The sequence below is a fragment of the Pseudomonas sp. CFBP 13710 genome (assembly GCF_014842235.1).
GTDB lineage: Bacteria > Pseudomonadota > Gammaproteobacteria > Pseudomonadales > Pseudomonadaceae > Aquipseudomonas > Aquipseudomonas baltica.
The window spans coordinates 29,015-47,958 of sequence record NZ_JACYVJ010000009.1 but is presented as its reverse complement, the minus strand read 5'-3'; the positions used below and the strand labels follow the sequence as shown (position 1 = coordinate 47,958).

The following is an 18,944-nucleotide window of genomic DNA, read 5'->3' as shown; positions in this document are numbered from 1 at the left end:
TGACTGTACATTCGGCAGACAATAAACAATGTCCAGTTTTCATGGACTCGACGCTGCCGGACGAATGACTCCAGTTCCAACCGTGTACCTGATGAGTTGCCTAGAGAGAACCACATGACCGACGCCAACAAGCTTTCAACAACAAGTCTGCGGTCGTTCAAGACGTCCGATGGCCGTGAACACCACTATTATTCACTGCCTGCGCTGCAGGCGACGGCCTATCCGAACTTGAGCCGTCTTCCTGTCGTGATTCGGATCCTGTTGGAGTCGGTACTGCGCAACTGCGATGGCAGCAAGGTGCTCCAGTCTCACGTCGAGGATCTCGCAGGCTGGCAGCCCCAAGGCAGTCGGGAGCGTGAAATCCCGTTTGTAGTGGGTCGTGTCCTTCTTCAGGACTTCACCGGTATCCCGTTATTGACCGACCTGGCTGCCATGCGCAGCCAGGCGAAAAAGCGGGGTGGTGACCCCAAAGCTATTGAGTCACTGGTACCCGTTCACCTCGTTGTCGATCACTCGGTGCAGACAGAGTTTTCCAATGTGCCCGGCGCGCTTCGCAAGAACATGGAGGTCGAATTCCAGCGTAACCGTGAACGCTATGAACTGATGAAGTGGGGCATGCAAGCGTTCGAAACATTCAAGGTCATTCCTCCAGGCATCGGTATCTGTCACCAGATCAATTTGGAGTATCTGGCTCAAGGTGTCATCGAGAAGAACTCGCTCGTGTATCCCGACACGCTTGTGGGCACTGATAGCCATACGACGATGATCAATGGCATTGGCGTGCTGGGCTGGGGCGTGGGGGGTATCGAGGCCGAAGCTGGCATGCTGGGGCAGCCTGTGTACATGTTGATGCCGGATGTGGTCGGGGTTGAACTCAGCGGCAGCCTGCGTCCTGGAGTCACCGCCACAGATGCTGTGCTGCAGATAACTCAGACGCTGCGTGCTGCCAAGGTGGTAGGCAAGCTGGTCGAGTTCTTTGGTGAGGGGGCAAGCTCCCTCAGCGCGACCGACCGCGCAACGATTGCCAACATGGCGCCCGAATACGGCGCAACGACGGGGTTTTTTCCGGTCGACGACAAGACACTCGACTACTACAGCCAGACTGGGCGTAGTGCCAAGCAGATCGAGCTGATTCGCAAGTACTTCGAAGCCCAGGACATGTTCGGTACACCTGCTGTTGGCAGTGTTGATTACTCGACAGTGATCACGATCGATCTCGACCAGATCGTTCCGTGCGTATCTGGCCCCAAGCGTCCCCAGGATCGCGTTGACCTTACGGGCCTCGGGCGTCGGTTCGATGAAGTCATGGTTCAGGATGCCAAGAGCGGTGGCTATGCCAAGAGCAAGGACCAGCTTGAGCAGCTGTACCCAGTCACTGCCCAGCCTGCCGGCGCGGTTGGTCCGCAACAGACTTACGAAGTAGGGCACGGTCATGTGCTGGTCGCAGCGATCACCTCGTGTACCAACACCTCGAATCCCGAGCTCTTGATCGCCGCTGGCTTGCTGGCCAAAAAAGCCGTCGAGAAGGGCCTGGTCGCCAAGCCGTGGGTGAAGACGCTTTTCACACCGGGTTCGCGCGTCGTGACCGCGTACCTGCAGGATGCCGGCCTGACCCAGCCCCTGAGCCAGCTTGGCTTCGACATCGCAGCGTATGGCTGCGGCGCCTGTGTCGGCAATATCGGCCCGCTTGATCCTGCCTTGGAAAAGGTAGTGGTTGGCGAGGACTTGGTATGCAGCGCAGTGCTGTCGGGCAATCGAAATTTCGAAGCCCGTATTCACGGCAACCTGCGGGCAAACTTCCTTGCCAGTCCACCTTTGGTGGTTGCATTTGCGTTGGCGGGCTCCACGCGCTGTGACCTGACCACTGAACCATTGGGCTATGATCGCGATGGGAAGCCCGTACTGCTGGCCGATCTCTGGCCAAGCAATGATGAAATCAAAGCGCTGAGCGTGAAGGCTGCAAACGCTGAACTGTACAAGAACCTCTATGCCGATTTGACCAAGGATCACGACCTGTGGAACTCAATCAAGACCAGCGAGGGGGAGGTGTACGATTGGCCTCAATCAACCTACGCCGCCGAGCCCGATTTCTTCGACACCACTCAAGCGGCTCGTCCCATCCTTGGCGCGCGTGCGCTGGCCATCCTGGGCGACTCCATCACCACAGACCACATCAGCCCGGCCGGCTCGATCACTCCTGATTCGAGTGCTGGAAAATGGCTCGCCGAACACGGTGTAGAGCGCAAGGATTTCAACACCTATGGTGCTCGCCGTGGTCACTTCGAGGTCATGGTACGTGGCACGTTTGCCAACGTTCGCCTGAAGAACCTGATGCTTGCGACGAAGGCAGATGGATCGGCAGACGAAGGTCCCTACACGTTACTTCAGCCTTCAGGTATTCGGACAACCTTGTTCGATGCGTCGCGCAGCTACATCGCTGCTCAAACGCCAACATTGATCTTTGCCGGCGAGGAGTACGGGTCGGGCTCCAGTAGAGACTGGGCGGCGAAGGGTACACGCTTGCTGGGCGTACGGGCTGTCATTGCCAAAAGCTTCGAGCGTATTCACCGCAGTAACCTGGCTGGACTTGGCGTACTTCCATTGCAATTCAAAGGCGCTGACGATGTGAGGTCCCTCGCGCTGGATGGCACGGAAACCTTCGACCTTCTCGGTGTGGAAAGCGGCGTAACGCCTACTCAAGATGTCACGCTTCGGATCACCCGCCAGAACGGCAGCCAGCAAGACGTGACTCTATTGGCCCGTATCGATACCTCGATCGAAGCGACCTACTTCGCCAATGGAGGCATTCTGCCTTTCGTATTGGCGGGCCTGCTGTCCTCCGCGAACGGGCAGTTGGTTGAAAAGACAACCGCAACGCAAGCTTGATCGCCTTCGGGCGTCGATTGGCTCGGCATTGATTTTTGTTCCGTACGTTTGAACCACAAAACAGTGCGAGCCTGATGGAGGTCGGGTTCGTCGCATAAGTAATGAGTCTTGGCGGTCAATACGCTATCGACAGCCTCCAATGATAAAAACAATGAATGAGGAAGTTTCAATGATTGCTATCAAACGATGCAAGTCGTCCGGTCATGGGTGTTGGAAAGAAATCTTATTTTAATGGGTCGCAACTTAGTCAGCTCGCGACTAAATGCCGGTGCGCCGTGCGCCTGAGCAATTCACATTAAAGATAGGGTATCGCCATGCTCGCTATTCTCGGCTTTTCGATGGTTTGTTGCTTCATGTATTTGATCATGACCAAGCGCATGACTGCCCTTATTGCACTCTTGTTGGTGCCTATTGTATTTGCGGCGATCGGCGGTTTCTGGACAGGGCTGGGCGCAATGATGTTGGATGGCATCAAGGCGCTTGCCCCGACAGGCGTGATGTTGACGTTTTCCATTCTGTATTTCGGCATCATGATCGATGCAGGCCTTTTCGACCCGCTGGTTCGTTTCATACTGCGGCTGGTCAAGGGTGATCCACTCAAGGTCGTCGTCGGTACAGCGGTGTTGACGCTGTTCGTTTCCCTGGACGGTGACAGCTCCACCACCTACATGATCGCCATCGCTGCCTTCCTGCCTCTTTACCAACGGCTGGGCATGAGTGTTCTAGGGTTGACGTGCGTGGTCAACATTGCGAGCGGGATCATGAACATCTCGCCGTGGGGAGGCCCTACTGCGCGGGCAGCTGCAGCGCTGCACGTCGATGCCCTGGATATTTTCCTGCCCATGATTCCAGCCATGCTGATGGCTTGCGCTGTGCTGATGCTCACCGCAGTCATCATCGGTCGCCGCGAACGGGCCCGGCTTGGCATCGTCGATGTCGAGGACTTTGCCAATGGTGAACTTGCGCTGGGTAACGGCGATGCAGAGGAATGCGCGAGGAATCGGCGTCCGAAAATGTTCTGGCCAAACCTGATACTGACCATTGGATTGCTGACCTGTCTGGTGCTGGGCCTCATGCCCATTCAAGTACTGTTCATGGTCGCTTTCGGTATTGGCGTGACATTGAACTACCCCCATTTGCAGCAGCAGAAGGAGCGCATCGCTTCACACTCCGCAAACGTGTTGGCCGTAACGTCGGTGATTTTCGCTGCAGGTATTTTTACCGGCATTCTTTCAGGCACCGGCATGGTCGATGCCATGGCGCAGAGCTTGCTGCATGTCATTCCAGACAGCTTCGGCCCGTACCTTGCGGTATTCACAGCCGTGGTCAGCTTGCCTTTCACGTTCTTCATGTCGAACGACGCATTCTATTTTGGCATCCTGCCAGTGCTGGCCCAAACGGCTACCACTTACGGGTTCACGACGCTGGAAATCGCGCGGGCATCCATCGTCGGTCAGCCGGTGCACCTGCTGAGCCCTCTGGTGCCATCGCTTTACCTGTTGGTCGCGCTTGCCAAGGTCGATCTCGGTGACCACCAGAAATTTGCCCTGAAGTGGGCAGTGCTTGCGAGCCTGGCGCTGTTGGTGGGAGGGGTGTTGTTCGGAGGGTTTCCGTTCCACCGCGCGCAATGATGCCGGCCAGCATCGTTTGCAAAGCTTACTGAATTGCATCTGGAGGACGTCACGGTGTCCAGACATGGAAAAGTCATATCTGGACACCTGGGGTAGGGATTCTGAGCGGGTGACTGGCCTCACTGCCGTGGTGCCTTCACGCTGATAGTCCCGACTTGGGAGACAGCGTGCTCGGTCAAATGCGGCCAGTGACAATACCAGGATGATGTACACCGCTGCCCGGCATCGAGCCGGGCATTACATCTCACTTCAATGTGATGGTCGTATTGACCCCCTCGCTGACGCTTTTGTCATCAAACCAGCGGCTTGTGATGGTTTTGGTTTGCGTATAGAACTGAATGACCTGCTTGCCATAGGGGCCAAGGTCACCAAGTTTCGAACCACGCGAACCGGTAAAGCTGAACGATGGTACGGGTACCGGGATCGGAATATTGATACCCACCTGACCGACGTCGATCTCGCTTTGGAATTTGCGGGCTGCGGCGCCGCTTTGGGTAAACAATCCCACACCGTTGCCGAAGGGATTGGCATTCACCAGGGCAATGGCATCGTCCAAGGTGTCGGCTTCGAGGACGACGAGAACCGGACCGAAGATCTCTTGGGTGTAGATATCCATGTCGGTGGTGACGCCTGAGAACAGGGTCGGCCCGATGAAATTGCCGTTTTCGAAACCCGGGACATTGATATTTCGGCCATCGAGTTCCAACTTCGCGCCCTGACGTACACCGCTTTCAATCAGATCCAGGATCCTTTGTTTGGCACGCTTTGAAATGACTGGACCGATGTCGGTACCCGGTTCAGAGCCGGCGTTGACTTTCAGTTTCAGAGCCAGTTCCTTGATATCGGGCAGCCAAGTGCGGGCTTCGCCTACCAAGACGATCACCGAGGTCGCCATGCAGCGCTGACCGGCTGCGCCGAAACCTGCGCCAACCAGTGCATTCAATGTGTGTTCGCGGTTCGCATCAGGCAGCACCACGGCGTGGTTCTTGGCGCCCATCATCGATTGAACACGCTTGCCGTGCTGGCTGCCCAGGTTGTAGACGTGGGTACCCACGTGCGTGGAACCTACGAACGAGATAGCCTTGATGTCTGGGTTGGTGCAGAGGGCATCGACGACTTCTTTACCACCGTGCACCACATTAAGGACTCCGGCCGGAATACCAGCCTGCAGTCCCAGTTCGACCAGCATCATGGTGGACAGCGGATCCTGTTCCGATGGTTTGAGTACGAAGGTATTACCCGTAACGATCGCCATCGGAAACATCCACAGTGGAATCATGGCGGGGAAGTTGAAGGGCGTTATACCGGCACATACACCAATGGGCTGCCGCAGGGTATAAGTGTCCACACCCCCTGCAACGTTTTCGGCAAACTCGCCCATTTGCAGGCTGCCAATTGAACACGCGTGCTCCACGACTTCCAGGCCTCGGAAGATATCACCTTCAGCATCCGCGATGGTCTTGCCTTGTTCGGCGCTCAATACCTCAGCGATGCGCTTGGAGTTATCACGGATGAGCGCTTGAAGCTTGAGCATGATGCGCATGCGTGCGCCAAGCGGTGTTTTTTTCCAGCTGTGAAACGCATGCTCGGCGGCGTCGATGGCAGCTTTGACTTCCTCCTGAGTCGCCATCGGCACTTTCGCCAATACGGCTTGGGAGGCCGGGTTCACCACATCGAGCCACTCTTTCGTCTTGGAGTCGACCCATTCTCCGTTGATCAGCAACTTGACCTGAGCCACTGTAGTATTGTTCTTGTTCAATGAAGCATTCATGATGTCTCCTTGTTTACAGTTCTAAAGTCAATGCTTACTTCGAAGTTTCTACGGCATCGAGATCAACGTTTTTGGTCTCTCTGAGTGCAATGACGCCAATGACGAGACTGACGCCTGTGATGAGGACGGGGTACCAGAGGCCGTAGTAGATATCTCCTGTGTAAACCACAAGTGCGAAAGAGATGGTGGGCAGCAGTCCCCCGAACCAACCGTTACCGATGTGATAAGGCAAGGACATCGAGGTGTAACGTATACGCGTCGGAAACAATTCCACCATCGTAGCTGCCAATGGACCGTAGGTCATGCAGGCGATCAGAATCAGAGCGACGATGATCGCGACTACCATGGGTTGGTTGACCTGCGCCGGATCAGCGCTGGATGGGTAACCCGCCGCCACGGTCACGTTCTTGATGGCTACAGCATCAAAACCCTTGAGCACCGTGCTGCCGACGGCAATCTCGATCTCGCTGCCAGCCGGGCTGGCAATGGTTTCATAAGGAATACCCATCTTGGCCAGGTAAGCCTTTGTCTTGTCGCAGGGGCTATCAAACTTGGCTTTGCCAACCGGGTCGAATTGGAAGGTGCACGATGCAGGGTCTGCAGTCACCGTGACGGGTGCCGTCATGCTGGCTTGCGAGATCTGCGGGTTTGCATAATGGCTCAGGGCTTTGAACAACGGGAAGTACAGAACGGTAGCCAGTAGCAATCCCGTCATCAGAATGGGCTTGCGGCCAACTTTATCGGACAGCGATCCGAATATGACGAAGAACGGGGCGCCGATGACAACGCTGATGATCAGCAGTGTGTTGGCCTGTGCGGGGTCCATCTTCAAAAACTGAGTCATGAAGAACAGGACATAGAATTGCGAGGTGTAGAAAGTCACTGCTTGACCGGCATTGATCCCAAACAGCGCAATCAGTACAACCTTCAAGTTCTCCCACGAACCGAACGAATCCCGGATAGGCGATTTACTCGTGGTGCCTTCTTCCTTCATTTTCTTGAAAGAGGGCGACTCGTGCATGCTCATGCGAATCCAGGCGGAGATACCTACCATGATCAGAGACAAGAGGAATGGGATCCGCCAGCCCCACACTTCGAATTGGTCACCGGTGAGTTTGCGACAGATCAAGATGACCAGCAGTGAAAGCAATAATCCAAAGGTCGCTGTTGACTGAATCCAGCCAGTAAACATTCCACGTTTGTTTCTTGGTGCATGCTCTGCGACATAGGTCGCGGCTCCGCCATACTCTCCGCCGAGCGCCAGGCCTTGAAGCATGCGCAGAACGACGAGAAGGATCGGAGCAGCTATACCCCAAGACGCATAAGTGGGAAGGATACCTACGAGGAAAGTTGATACACCCATGAGGACGATCGTCACCATGAATGTATATTTCCTGCCGATCATGTCGCCCAAACGACCAAACACAAGTGCGCCGAAGGGCCTTACCAGGAAGCCGGCAGAGAACGTCATCAGAGCGAAAATAAAGGCAGTAGTGTCGTTGACGCCGGAGAAGAAGTGCTTGCCGATAATGACCGCCATGGCGCCATACAGGAAGAAATCGTACCACTCGAATATAGTCCCGAGGGACGAGGCGAAAATAACTTTTCTGTCTTGGCGTCCTATTTCGGACGCGCCGACGCTTTCGGTGTGCGCAATATCACTCATTTGCAGTTCCTCGGCCCGGTGGGCTCATTTTGTTTTTGTTCTTGACTGCCGGCCAATTGGATAGGCCGCCATCGTTGGATCATTGGAGTTCAGCCTCCAACAATTTAACTTTCAACCGATGGTTCATGCTTCTTACAACGGATGATTTGTCTTCAAGCGCCAGCAGTAATGAGGCCGAGTCTATGAGCGCCTTATAGCGTGGCACAGAGCAGAATGTGCTCAACGGATGTGCAAAAAAGGCGGGATGGCCGGCATGTGACCCTCTATCCCTCGCACAGCCCAATGCAACGCGGCAGCGTCGTTATGGGCCCTGTGATCTCGCATACGGAGCAGCTACGTGAGACACAAAATAGGTGCGCGTTGCTCGAGGTACCCAAGCCTGGTGAGGAAGGGCGGTGTGCAGTTCCAATGCGGCTGGATCATGGCGCAGACTCCGGCCGCTACCTAGCCAAGCTTGCACCTGCGTACACTCGCGCGACCACAGACGTATTCATGAACCACACATTGCTCCGGCTTTCAGCAGGGAGTTGATGGCAGGAACCTCAAGAGGTTCGCACCAAGACCAGGAGCCGAGTGATGGCAAAGAAACAAAAAAAAGAGAACTGGGATGATTTTCGGTATTTTCTAGCCGTTGCCCGAGCCGGAACCTTGTCGGGCGCTGCCGAAACGCTGGGAACGGAACACACTACCGTTGCAAGGCACGTTTCTGCGCTCGAGGATGGGTTGAACATCAGACTTTTTCACAAAAGCAATTCGGGCTACGAACTCACCCCTGAGGGGGAACGTGTGCTGAATGCGGTTGAAAGTATGGAAAGCATTCTGCTGTCCTACAAAAGTGACGAGAGTGACCTGGGGCAAATCTCCGGTCTGGTCAGAATCGGTGCCCCGGATGGTTTCGGCAGCGTATTCCTCGCCCCGCGCATGGCCGAACTGACACGGAGACACCCCAATCTTGAGGTCGAGATCTATGCCGCCGCTCGCGTGTTCAGTCTTTCCAAACGCGAAGCTGATATCGGCATCAGCCTGGCGACAGCGGAACACATGCGTGTAGCTTCTCGCAGGCTCACGGATTATCGCCTGCAGATCTACGCCACTCGTGAATACCTCGATAAGGCTGCTCCAATACGGACGCAGGAGGATCTGCAGCAGCACTCGTTCGTGGGGTACGTTGAAGAACTGTTGTTCGCACCTCAGCTCAATTTTTCGAGCGGTCTGAAGGTTGATCTGGTGTCGCGCCTGCGCAGTACCAATTTGTTGACTCAGTTGCACACGGTGCTGGGAGGGACGGTCCTGGGCATCCTGCCTGCCTACATCGCAAACTCCTTCCCCAAGTTGATTCCCGTGCTGGCTGACGAGGTCAACATCAAGCGCTCGTTCTACATGCATGTGCATGAGGACCATCGCAAAGCTGCGCACATACGCGAAGTCGCCAGGTTCATCGCGGACGAGGTCGGTGCCAACCAGCAGCTCTTCCTGTAGTAGCACGGGTAGGCACCTTTGGACGTCAGTGATTTTTTGCACGCCGGATGTGTATTTATTGTGTTGTGAAGGCACAACCGGCGGGCGTAACGTCATTCCATCGAGCAGGATACTTCCTCGGAAGTCTGGCTTCGTTGGAACGTCTAAAAACAATAATAGGTGCAGCATGCTCTACGTCATCTACTGCAGAGATAATCCATCTACACCCACCTTGCGTGATGAGTTCTACGACGCGCATCGTGCTTACCTTAAAAGTGCATCGATCAAGATTCTGGTCGCCGGGCCCTACACGTCCACCGACAGCGAAAAGAAGATTGGGAGCATGCTGGTGGTGGAAGCAGAATCTCTCGAGCAAGCTACAAATTTTCAGAAAAATGATCCGTTTGCTCTAAACAATGTTTGGAGTGAAGTCAGCATCAACCCCTATATCAAAGCAATCGATCAGCGTTAATCCAAGCGTGCAGCGTAAACGCCTGTACTTGGACAACCTACGATAATCGCGCCTGACTGTTTGGCATAACCCTTGTAAAGCAATGGAGAACAAAAATGAAAACTATCGCTTGGATCGGTCTTGGTTTCATGGGCATCCCTATGTCCAAACATATGTTGAATGCCGGCTACACCGTGAGGGGTGTGGATATTGACGCTGCTGCCCGTGAAGCGGCTGTAAAAAACGGCGTCGAAGTTTGTGCGACGGTGGCTGAAGCCTGTAAGGGTGTCGATGCCGTATTCACCATGTTGCCTACAGGTACCGAGGTCAAGGAAGTCCTGACCGGTCCGAACGGTGTATTTGCCAGCATTGATCCAAGCACCGTGGTCATCGACTGCTCCACCATTGGCATTGAAAACGCCCGTGCTGTACATGCGTCTGCCAGGAAAGCCGGTCGAATCTTTGCCGAGGCGCCCGTCTCCGGTGGTACCGAGGGGGCCATAGATGGCAGTCTGACCTTCATGATTGGTTGTGAAGACCCGCACGTGGCCCGCGTCAAGGAGCTGCTGGGCCCGATGGGTGGTTACATCGCCCATGCCGGTGGTCCGGAGGCTGGCCAGGCAGCAAAGGTCGTCAACAACCTGATCATGGGGGGTTGCGTCGCGGTCAACTGCGAAGCCACTGCATTGGCCGAGCGCCTGGGTCTGAACCTGAAAGAGTTTTTCGAAATTGCCATTCGATCCACTGCCGATAACTGGACGTTCCGCGTCTGGAATCCTGGTGTGGGTGTAGTTCCAACTGCCCCCGCATCGAAGGGCTATAAAGCAGGCTTCAAGACCTGGCTGCTGGCCAAGGATCTCAGCCTTGCCATGGAGGCAGGCCGCGAAGTGGGTGCCACGATCGCCACAGCCGAAGCTGCCCACGCCATCTTGAAAAAACACATGGATAACGGCGGCGCAGACATGGATGCTACTTCCTTGGTGCTTAGCCTGAAAGACGCCGCTGAAAAAGCCGTACCACAGAAAGCTATCGCTTGATCGCAAGCGCTGTCCTGGAACATTGCGACATCCGGCCCGGAGTCTCAGCTTCGGGCCATTTCTGATTCACCTGTCATATGCAAATTTAAATAACCATCGCTGGTGTCCCTAAGTAACTGCGGTCTCATGAGGGCTGGCGCTTGGCGTTCGGCTGCGGCCTCGGTTTGCCGCATGAAGTCGCCCATAATAATAAGTGAGGTCGATATGACGATAACCTCTGCCGGTCAGCGCTTCCGTCAAGCGGTAGCGCAGGAAAGTCCGTTACAGATTGTAGGCGCGATCAATGCGAACCACGCGCTACTGGCGAAACGCGCTGGCTTCCGCGCCATTTACCTTTCTGGAGGAGGGGTAGCAGCTGGATCTTTGGGCATACCCGATCTCGGAATCAGCAGTCTGGATGATGTTCTGACCGACGTTCGCCGTATCACCGATGTGTGTGATCTTCCATTATTGGTCGACGTCGATACCGGCTTTGGTTCGTCGGCGTTCAATATTGCGCGAACGGTAAAGTCGATGATCAAGTTCGGCGCCGGTGCAATCCATATCGAGGATCAGGTCGGTGCCAAACGTTGCGGCCATCGCCCCAACAAAGAACTCGTCAGCCAGCGGGAAATGGTCGATCGAATCAAGGCTGCTGTCGATGCTCGAACAGACGAGGATTTCGTCATCATGGCCCGCACCGATGCGCTGGCGATCGAAGGAGTAGCGTCGGCTCTGGACCGTGCAGCTGCGTACGTCGAAGCGGGGGCGGACATGATCTTTCCCGAAGCAGTGACCGAACTTGCCATGTATGAGCAATTCGCTGAACGGGCGCGGGCGCCCATCTTGGCCAACATCACGGAATTCGGCTCAACCCCACTCTATACAACTGACGAGCTGGCTTCGGTCAATGTGGCAATGGTGCTGTACCCGCTCTCGGCCTTTCGAGCGATGAACAAGGCGGCGGAAAACGTCTATCGAATTCTTCGTAGAACGGGCACCCAGCGAGGCGCTGTGGAAACCATGCAAACCCGAATGGAGCTGTATGAGTCAATCGGCTACCACGAGTACGAGCAAAAGCTCGACGCGCTTTTTGCGCGGAGTCGGGCGTAACGACCCGCTTTGTCGGTGGGCGTCGATGAATCCTGCGGGTCAGAGTCGACCACTCGCTGGCTGTGGAATGCGGGGGATACGACCCCGACGCTTTCATCAAAAACCGTGCGATTGAAGATCGCCGCAATGAAGACCGGTTTCACTTCATCGAGTGGACAAAGAAAGCGTTCAAAAATGTGGAGATCATACCCCCCGGCAACGGGATCATGCATCAGATCAATCTGGAGAAAATGTCCCCGGTGGTTCAAGTGAAGGATGGGGTGGCTTTTCCCGATACCTTGGTAGGTACCGATAGCCATACTCCCCATGTCGATGCGCTTGGCGTCATCGCGGTGGGTGTAGGTGGTTTGGAGGCTGAGAACGTCATGCTGGGTCGGGCCTCGTGGATGCGGCTGAACCTCCCTTGAGGTGCCTGTCACCTGTCGTCTGGATACGGCCGAGGAGGTTTCGATCTATGAGGCCGGTGGGGTGTTGCAGCGCTTTGCAGAAGACTTCTTTGAAAATGCACCGGCATAAGACGGGAGTAGCGTCATGAGTCATCCGGCACAGTTGCGAATCCCCGCTACCTACATGCGAGGCGGAGCCAGCAAGGGCGTTTTTTTCTCACTCGACGATCTACCCAGAGAGGCCCAACGACCCGGTGTCGAGAGAGATGCCCTGGTTCTTCGAATCATCGGAAGTCCCGACCCCTATGGCAAACAGATCGATGGAATGGGAGGAGCCACTTCCAGCACCAGCAAGGTGGTGATCGTCAGCCGCAGCCAAGTCCCTGATCATGATGTCGATTATCTGTTTGGACAGGTGTCGATCGATGACGCCCTCGTCGACTGGTCTGGAAGCTGCGCAGATCTATCGGCTGCGGTGGGCCCATTTGCAATCAGCAACGCATTGCTACCGTTCGCACGCGTTCCCCTCGACGGTATCGCTACCGTTCGCATATGGCAGAAGAATATCGGCAGGACCGTGCTGGCGAAGGTTCCCATCAGGGATGCCGAAGTGCAGGAGTTGGGTGATTTCGAGCTGGAGGGTGTGACGTTTCCAGCAGGAGAGATTGTCCTCGAGTTCTTCGACTCCGCTTCCGGCGCAGATGGCGATGGCAAATCGATGTCTCCCACCGAAACCTTGCAAGTGGACCCGAGCGTTGAGCGTCACCATGAGGTGGGGCACATCGATCGCATGGTGACGAGTCGCAGTGCCCGAGTGCTCATGAACGGCTTTGTTCGCGTACCTAAAACCTGGTAGCGGTGAACTGAGTGTCCGATTTTCAGGGCTGATGCCAACGGCATTGCCTACAGCTGGTCGATGTCCCACGGCCCCAGATCAGGAATGACAACGTGCTAGAGAAATACTTCGATCATGTACGTGAACGAGCGGCGCTCGGTTTGCCCCCGTTGGCTCTGAACCCGGAACAAACGTTGGCGCTGGTGGAGCTTTTGAAGTCGCCACCCATTGAGCATGAGCAACTGCTCTTGGAGTTGATCACACACCGTGTGCCGCCTGGGGTCGATGAGGCCGCGTATATAAAAGCGGGCTTCCTGTCGGCCATTGCACACGGCACCGGGCACTCTCCTTTGATAAGCCCACTGCAGGCCGTTGAACTGCTTGGCACCATGCAGGGCGGCTATAACGTCTCAACCTTGGTCGAATTATTGGATAGCCCCACTCTGGCTGCAGAAGCAGCGGCGCAGCTCAAGCACACACTGCTCATGTTCGATGCGTTTCGTGATGTGGCGGACAAAGCCAGAGCGGGAAATCACTATGCCCAGAAAGTGCTGCAATCATGGGCCGAGGGTGAATGGTTTTCCAGCAGACCGGCTATTGCAGATAAATACACGCTGACCGTCTTCAAGGTAGCGGGGGAGACGAACACGGACGATCTTTCTCCAGCGCCAGATGCTTGGTCGCGTCCGGACATTCCACTGCATGCCAGGGCCATGCTCAAAATGACCCGTGACGGTATCGAGCCGGAATGCCCCGGTGAAATTGGTCCGCTCAAGCAGATCGAAGACATACGTGCCAAAGGCTATCCCGTTGCCTTTGTGGGCGATGTGATTGGGACCGGCTCGTCGCGCAAGTCGGCTACCAACTCGGTGCTGTGGTTCTTTGGAAATGACATACCTCACGTACCGAACAAGCGTGCGGAAGGATTCTGCTTCGCAAACAAGATCGCCCCCATTTTCTACAACACAATGGAAGATGCCGGTGCGCTTCCGATTGAGTTCGATGTCTCGGCTTTGAGCATGGGGGATGTCACCGATGTGTACCCCCTGGCAGGGAAGGTCTGTAAGCACGACTCGGACGAAGTCGTAGCAAGGTTTAGTCTGAAGACCCCTGTTCTACTCGACGAACTACGAGCCGGCGGTCGAATCCCTCTGATCATCGGTCGTGGATTGACAGAAAGAGCTCGGGTCGAACTGGGGCTCGAAGCCTCTGTGCTCTTCCATAAGCCAGAGCAGCCAGCGGATTCTGGAAAAGGCTTCACCCTTGCGCAAAAGATAGTGGGCCAGGCCTGTGGCGTTGCAGGCATTCGGCCAGGAACGTACTGCGAACCGAAGATGACCACGGTGGGCTCGCAAGACACGACAGGGCCCATGACGCGAGACGAACTCAAGGATCTGGCATGCCTGGGCTTTTCCGCAGACCTGGTAATGCAGTCCTTCTGCCATACCGCCGCGTATCCCAAACCTGTAGACGTTATGACTCATCACACCCTTCCGGACTTCATGAGGAACCGAGGAGGCATATCACTGCAGCCAGGCGACGGGATCATCCACAGCTGGCTCAATCGAATGCTTCTGCCTGACACGGTCGGCACCGGCGGTGACTCCCATACGCGTTTCCCGCTGGGCATTTCGTTTCCGGCCGGCTCAGGTCTGGTGGCCTTCGCGGCAGCGACGGGTGTGATGCCTCTGGATATGCCTGAATCGGTTCTGGTTCGGTTCAGAGGGACATTGCAGCCAGGCATCACCCTACGGGATCTTGTGCATGCCATTCCGTACTACGCGATCAAAGCAGGGTTGCTGACGGTCGAGAAGAAAGGCAAGAAGAATGTCTTCTCCGGCCGGATTCTTGAAATTGAAGGTCTCGATCACTTGACCGTCGAGCAGGCATTCGAGCTGTCCGATGCCTCGGCCGAACGCTCTGCAGCAGGTTGCACGATCAAGCTCCCAGAGAAAGCTGTCGCTGAATATCTGAACTCGAATGTCACGCTGCTGCGCTGGATGATATCCGAGGGCTACGGTGATGCCCGTTCACTCGAGCGGCGTGCAGCCGCGATGGAGGACTGGTTGAGTACCCCGTCGCTGATGTCCGCCGATCCCGACGCCGACTATGCGGCCGTGCTCGAGATCGATCTGAGCGACATTATCGAGCCGATCGTTTGTGTACCTAACGATCCTGATGAAGCGCAGCTTCTTTCACACGTGAGTGGTAGCAAAGTCGATGAGGTTTTCGTCGGTTCGTGCATGACCAACATTGGCCATTTCCGAGCCGTCGGCACACTTTTGAATCGGCAGGTCGGTTCGATTCCGACCAGACTTTGGTTATGTCCACCCACCAGAATGGACGAGCACCAGCTGAGAACGGAAGGGTTCTACGATGTGTTCAAGCGTATTGGTGCTCGAACCGAGATTCCCGGGTGTTCGTTGTGCATGGGCAACCAGGCTCGCGTCGCGCCAGACTCGACCGTTGTTTCGACCTCGACGCGCAACTTTCCAAACCGTCTGGGAGACGGGGCCAATGTTTACCTGGCGTCTGCAGAGCTTGCCGCCGTGGCTGCGATCCTTGGCAAGCTTCCCAGCCTGGATGAGTACATGCAGCACGCAGAAGTGATCGCGAAAATGTCCTCTGACATTTACAGATACTTGAGCTTTGATCAGATTGCGAGCTTCAAGAATGCAGCGCAGAACGCCCGGATAGCTGTCGCGTCAGCTTAGACCCGGCAGCAATAGGAAAGGCGTACAGGCAAATGGCGTGCTGCGCACTACTTGGTTAACACGGCGATGGGCGAGCAGGGAGATGAGCCATTTTACTTCTCATGAAGCCCATCTTGCGCAGAGACCGGTAGCGCCCAGCCAGTACGCAAGACCTCCTGCAAGGCCTGACGCGTATCGATGGCCCCGCCAGTATTGGCGCCTGCCCAGGCAATGGCCAACGCCGCAAGAAAGATGTCGCGTCCGGTCAGCGAAGGTCGCGCATCACCATTGCGCTGCGCAGCTTCAAGAAATACGGCGGAAGCATCGACGAGTGATTGACAGGTGGGGCGGAGAACAGAACTCGGCTGGGACCAGGCCGCACGCAAAGGTTCCGGTAGCCCTTCGTATGCATTCATCCAGGTTCCCAAGGCTTCGATCCAACGGTCCAGCGCAATTCCAGGATCTGGCTCATCGGCTTGGATGGCCATGCGTGCTTGATCGAGATACGCATAGTGCACCTCCATCAGAGCAGCCAGCAGGGCGTCGCGCGTCGGAAAATGGCGGTACAAAGTCCCGGGGCCGACCCCTGCACGTTTGGCGATACTGTCCATGGAGACGTCGACGCCCTCATCGGCAAAGGCGAGGCCTGCGACTTCCAGAATATGGTTTCGGTTGCGCAATGCATCGGCCCGTGGGGGCCGTATCGAGGGTTGTGTAGGCATGGCTGTGATTTGGCTCTTGATATCCGGAGTGCATCTCCATATATTAGCTCAAGACAAGCGGAGGAGCTTTCCGTTTTTATGCAATGGCTAATACTGGAGCGTTAGGACGGCATGATAGATCCCTATCTGTGGCATTCGCCATACCAAGGTGTCCGGGTGGACACAGTCAGGCTCACCGGCACTGCCTATCTCAAGACCGGTGGCCGCAAGGCGGGAAGGTTATGAGCATGATGATCATCGGCCTGCATCTGGGTAACGGTTACGGTTCACAACCCGGCGCATGGCGCATGCCGTGGGTCGATCCTACAAATTACGTGAGCTTCGATGCGCGAGTACGTCAGGCGCGAGCGGCAGAGCGTGGAAAATTTCAGTTCATTTTCCTGCCCGATGGCCCTGGCGCGGTGGCTGATATTGAAAACGAGGCGCCTCATTTCAACCTTGATGTGATGATGACACTGGCAGCCGTGGCGCGTGGTACCGAGCGCATAGGCTTGGTAGCCACTGGATCCACGACGTTCAATGAAGCATTCAACCTCGCGCGGCAATTCAAGGCGCTCGACATCATGAGCCATGGTCGCGCGGGTTGGAACGCCGTCACCTCAAGCGGCAATGACGTGGCCGCAAACTATGGCCAGCGAATCCCGTCCAGTGCAGATCGTTATGCGCGTGCCAACGAGTTTGTACAACTGGTGCAGTCTTTGTGGGGGAGTTGGGGCAAAAACGCGTGGGTTCACGACCAAGTCAGCGGGCAATTCGCAAAGGCGGATCAGATCGCACCCATAGCGTTTCAGGGCCAGTACGTAGGCTCTCGCGGACCTCTTTACATCCCTCCTTCCGAGCAAGGACAGCCAGTCGTTTTTCATGCGGGCGGCGGCCGCAATGCCTTTGAGTTTGCCGGTCGGTATGCAACTGCGGTGATCGGTGCGTGCTTCACAGTGGAAGATGCCCAGGCGCAAAGGCAGGCTTTTCGCAACGCAGCTGTAAACGCTGGTCGGCACCCGGATGAAATCAAATTCCTTCCCGGTTTGATGACGACTATTGCGAACACCCGTCGCGAGGCGCTGGATCGTCGGACGATGCTCAACGAGCGCTATTTTGCCCAGCAGGCTGCTTACCTGGGGCAGATGTTAGGCCTGAGTTTCGATCTCGCGCTGATTGACCGACCGCTGTCGCCAATGCAGCTGGCGACAGCGCACCCATCGCCATTCGACCCGCGCGCGCTGCACGCGTTGGAGATTGCCCGCGAGGGTTGGAGTGTGAAAGACATATTGGCCCACGGAGTGATCGATTATCACCCGGCCATCGTCGGCCCACCCGTTGAAGCGGCAGACCATATGCAGAAATGGTTTGAGGCCGGGGCAGCTGACGGCTTCTGGATTTCACCCGACATCAACGACGACGGTATCGACGCATTTGTCGACGGCGTTGTCCCGATTCTTCAAGAACGTGGTCTTTTTCATCGAGATTATGAAGGTGCCACCCTGCGCGATCATCTGGACGCAACGGCCCAGTATGGCACCGATCCGCGCATTGCCACCTGACTCAACATCTACCCTAAACCCATGAGGACAGTATATGAAAATAGGTATTATCGGCGCAGGCAACATCGGCGGAACCCTCGCACGTAAACTCGTCGCCGCAGGCCATAAAGTCAAGTTGGCAGGATCCAAGGGGCCGACTGACATCCAGCAGTTTGCCGATCGAATAGGTGCCATCGCAGTCGCTTCGCATGAAGCCACACAAGATGTAGAAGTGATCATCTTGTCGATCCCGTTTGCAAGCATCCCGCAGGTTGCTGGGATCGTTGCCAGCGCTTCCCCAGAGGCCATTGTGATCGACACCTCGAACTATTATCCGCAGTTCGGTACACGTGTTGCGGAAGTCGATGCAGGCACGCCTGAAAGTGTGTGGTCGAGCGAGCAACTGGGGCGACCTGTCATCAAGACGTTCAACGCTGCACTGGCTAAAACATTGGCCGACGGCGGCAAGCCCAAAGGGACCATAGATAGGATCGCCATGCCTGTGTCCGGTGACTCCCAGGCTGGAAAGGCAGTGGCATTTCAGCTGATCGAAGACGCCGGATTCGAGCCATTTGATGCAGGAAGCCTTGCGCTGTCATGGCGTCAGCAACCAGGCACGCCTGCCTACTGCACCGAACTGACGCTGCCAGAGCTCAAGTGGGCAGTGGCTCACGCCGTGAAAAAAATCGCTCATCATCATCGTGACAGCCTGATGGCCGAGTTTGCAGCAAGCACAACGTCGCTCGACCACGACACTGTCATCAAGCGAAATCGAGAAGTTACGGCTCCCCACTGA

The 18,944-nt window shown here is 55.9% G+C and carries 12 protein-coding genes and 2 pseudogenes; 11 read left to right on the top strand and 3 right to left on the bottom strand.

The window, feature by feature from the left end:
* Nucleotides 1-114 precede the first annotated feature (114 nt).
* Together acnA and IFT44_RS17300 are read left to right on the top strand one after the other, a co-directional pair.
* Nucleotides 115-2,886 carry an aconitate hydratase AcnA gene (gene acnA, locus IFT44_RS17305; RefSeq protein ID WP_192176300.1) on the top strand — a complete coding sequence of 924 codons (2,772 nt, stop codon included), beginning with the start codon at nt 115-117 and terminating at the stop codon, nt 2,884-2,886.
* 314 nt (nt 2,887-3,200) lie between these two features.
* Nucleotides 3,201-4,517 (top strand): CitMHS family transporter, encoded by a 1,317-nt coding sequence (locus IFT44_RS17300; RefSeq protein ID WP_192176299.1) that lies wholly within the window; start codon nt 3,201-3,203, stop codon nt 4,515-4,517.
* Nucleotides 4,518-4,761: 244 nt separating this feature from the next.
* On the opposite strand, the gene IFT44_RS17295 is transcribed toward IFT44_RS17300, so the two are convergent.
* Complete coding sequence (locus tag IFT44_RS17295; RefSeq protein WP_192176298.1) at nt 4,762-6,288, bottom strand: CoA-acylating methylmalonate-semialdehyde dehydrogenase; 1,527 nt, start codon at nt 6,286-6,288, stop codon at nt 4,762-4,764.
* A gap of 34 nt (nt 6,289-6,322) precedes the next feature.
* The gene (locus tag IFT44_RS17290) at nt 6,323-7,954 is read right to left on the bottom strand and encodes an MFS transporter (RefSeq protein ID WP_192176297.1); all 1,632 of its coding nucleotides are present in this window, start codon (nt 7,952-7,954) and stop codon (nt 6,323-6,325) included.
* A 576-nt stretch (nt 7,955-8,530) separates the two neighbouring features.
* On the opposite strand from IFT44_RS17290, the gene IFT44_RS17285 reads away from it, so the two are divergent.
* The 7 genes and pseudogenes from IFT44_RS17285 (at nt 8,531) to acnB (ending at nt 15,927) form a co-directional block, all read left to right on the top strand.
* Complete coding sequence (locus IFT44_RS17285) at nt 8,531-9,433, top strand: LysR family transcriptional regulator (protein ID WP_192102405.1); 903 nt, start codon at nt 8,531-8,533, stop codon at nt 9,431-9,433.
* Nucleotides 9,434-9,599: 166 nt separating this feature from the next.
* Nucleotides 9,600-9,884: a YciI family protein gene (locus IFT44_RS17280; RefSeq protein WP_192057971.1), complete on the top strand. Its 285-nt coding sequence runs from the start codon at nt 9,600-9,602 to the stop codon at nt 9,882-9,884.
* Between the two features lie 95 nt (nt 9,885-9,979).
* Nucleotides 9,980-10,900, top strand: a complete 921-nt coding sequence (locus IFT44_RS17275) for an NAD(P)-dependent oxidoreductase (RefSeq protein ID WP_192176296.1) — start codon at nt 9,980-9,982, stop codon at nt 10,898-10,900.
* A gap of 204 nt (nt 10,901-11,104) precedes the next feature.
* Nucleotides 11,105-11,992, top strand: coding sequence for a methylisocitrate lyase (prpB, locus tag IFT44_RS17270; protein ID WP_192057975.1), 888 nt, complete (start codon nt 11,105-11,107; stop codon nt 11,990-11,992).
* Between the two features lie 44 nt (nt 11,993-12,036).
* A pseudogene (locus IFT44_RS17265) lies at nt 12,037-12,387 on the top strand (aconitase family protein); the annotation flags it as partial.
* A gap of 136 nt (nt 12,388-12,523) precedes the next feature.
* Nucleotides 12,524-13,135 (top strand): annotated as a pseudogene (locus IFT44_RS17260) (PrpF domain-containing protein); the annotation flags it as partial.
* A 191-nt stretch (nt 13,136-13,326) separates the two neighbouring features.
* Entirely contained in the window at nt 13,327-15,927 is a 2,601-nt protein-coding gene (gene acnB, locus IFT44_RS17255) for a bifunctional aconitate hydratase 2/2-methylisocitrate dehydratase (RefSeq protein ID WP_192176294.1), read from the top strand.
* Nucleotides 15,928-16,019: 92 nt separating this feature from the next.
* On the opposite strand, the gene IFT44_RS17250 is transcribed toward acnB, so the two are convergent.
* Nucleotides 16,020-16,628, bottom strand: a complete 609-nt coding sequence (locus IFT44_RS17250; RefSeq protein ID WP_192176293.1) for a TetR/AcrR family transcriptional regulator — start codon at nt 16,626-16,628, stop codon at nt 16,020-16,022.
* 227 nt (nt 16,629-16,855) lie between these two features.
* Between IFT44_RS17250 and IFT44_RS17245 the strand changes: the two genes are divergently transcribed.
* Both IFT44_RS17245 and IFT44_RS17240 read left to right on the top strand, forming a co-directional pair.
* The gene (locus IFT44_RS17245) at nt 16,856-18,169 is read left to right on the top strand and encodes an NtaA/DmoA family FMN-dependent monooxygenase (RefSeq protein ID WP_192176292.1); all 1,314 of its coding nucleotides are present in this window, start codon (nt 16,856-16,858) and stop codon (nt 18,167-18,169) included.
* Nucleotides 18,170-18,203: 34 nt separating this feature from the next.
* Nucleotides 18,204-18,944 (top strand): NADPH-dependent F420 reductase, encoded by a 741-nt coding sequence (locus IFT44_RS17240; protein WP_192176291.1) that lies wholly within the window; start codon nt 18,204-18,206, stop codon nt 18,942-18,944.

Bases quoted from the DNA above. Each gene is read 5' to 3' on its own strand.
- acnA (WP_192176300.1), top strand. From the start codon at position 115: ATGACCGACGCCAACAAGCTTTCAACAACAAGTCTGCGGTCGTTCAAG.
- IFT44_RS17300 (WP_192176299.1), top strand. From the start codon at position 3,201: ATGCTCGCTATTCTCGGCTTTTCGATGGTTTGTTGCTTCATGTATTTG.
- IFT44_RS17295 (WP_192176298.1), bottom strand. From the start codon at position 6,288: ATGAATGCTTCATTGAACAAGAACAATACTACAGTGGCTCAGGTCAAG.
- IFT44_RS17290 (WP_192176297.1), bottom strand. From the start codon at position 7,954: ATGAGTGATATTGCGCACACCGAAAGCGTCGGCGCGTCCGAAATAGGA.
- IFT44_RS17285 (WP_192102405.1), top strand. From the start codon at position 8,531: ATGGCAAAGAAACAAAAAAAAGAGAACTGGGATGATTTTCGGTATTTT.
- IFT44_RS17280 (WP_192057971.1), top strand. From the start codon at position 9,600: ATGCTCTACGTCATCTACTGCAGAGATAATCCATCTACACCCACCTTG.
- IFT44_RS17275 (WP_192176296.1), top strand. From the start codon at position 9,980: ATGAAAACTATCGCTTGGATCGGTCTTGGTTTCATGGGCATCCCTATG.
- prpB (WP_192057975.1), top strand. From the start codon at position 11,105: ATGACGATAACCTCTGCCGGTCAGCGCTTCCGTCAAGCGGTAGCGCAG.
- IFT44_RS17250 (WP_192176293.1), bottom strand. From the start codon at position 16,628: ATGCCTACACAACCCTCGATACGGCCCCCACGGGCCGATGCATTGCGC.
- IFT44_RS17245 (WP_192176292.1), top strand. From the start codon at position 16,856: ATGATGATCATCGGCCTGCATCTGGGTAACGGTTACGGTTCACAACCC.
- IFT44_RS17240 (WP_192176291.1), top strand. From the start codon at position 18,204: ATGAAAATAGGTATTATCGGCGCAGGCAACATCGGCGGAACCCTCGCA.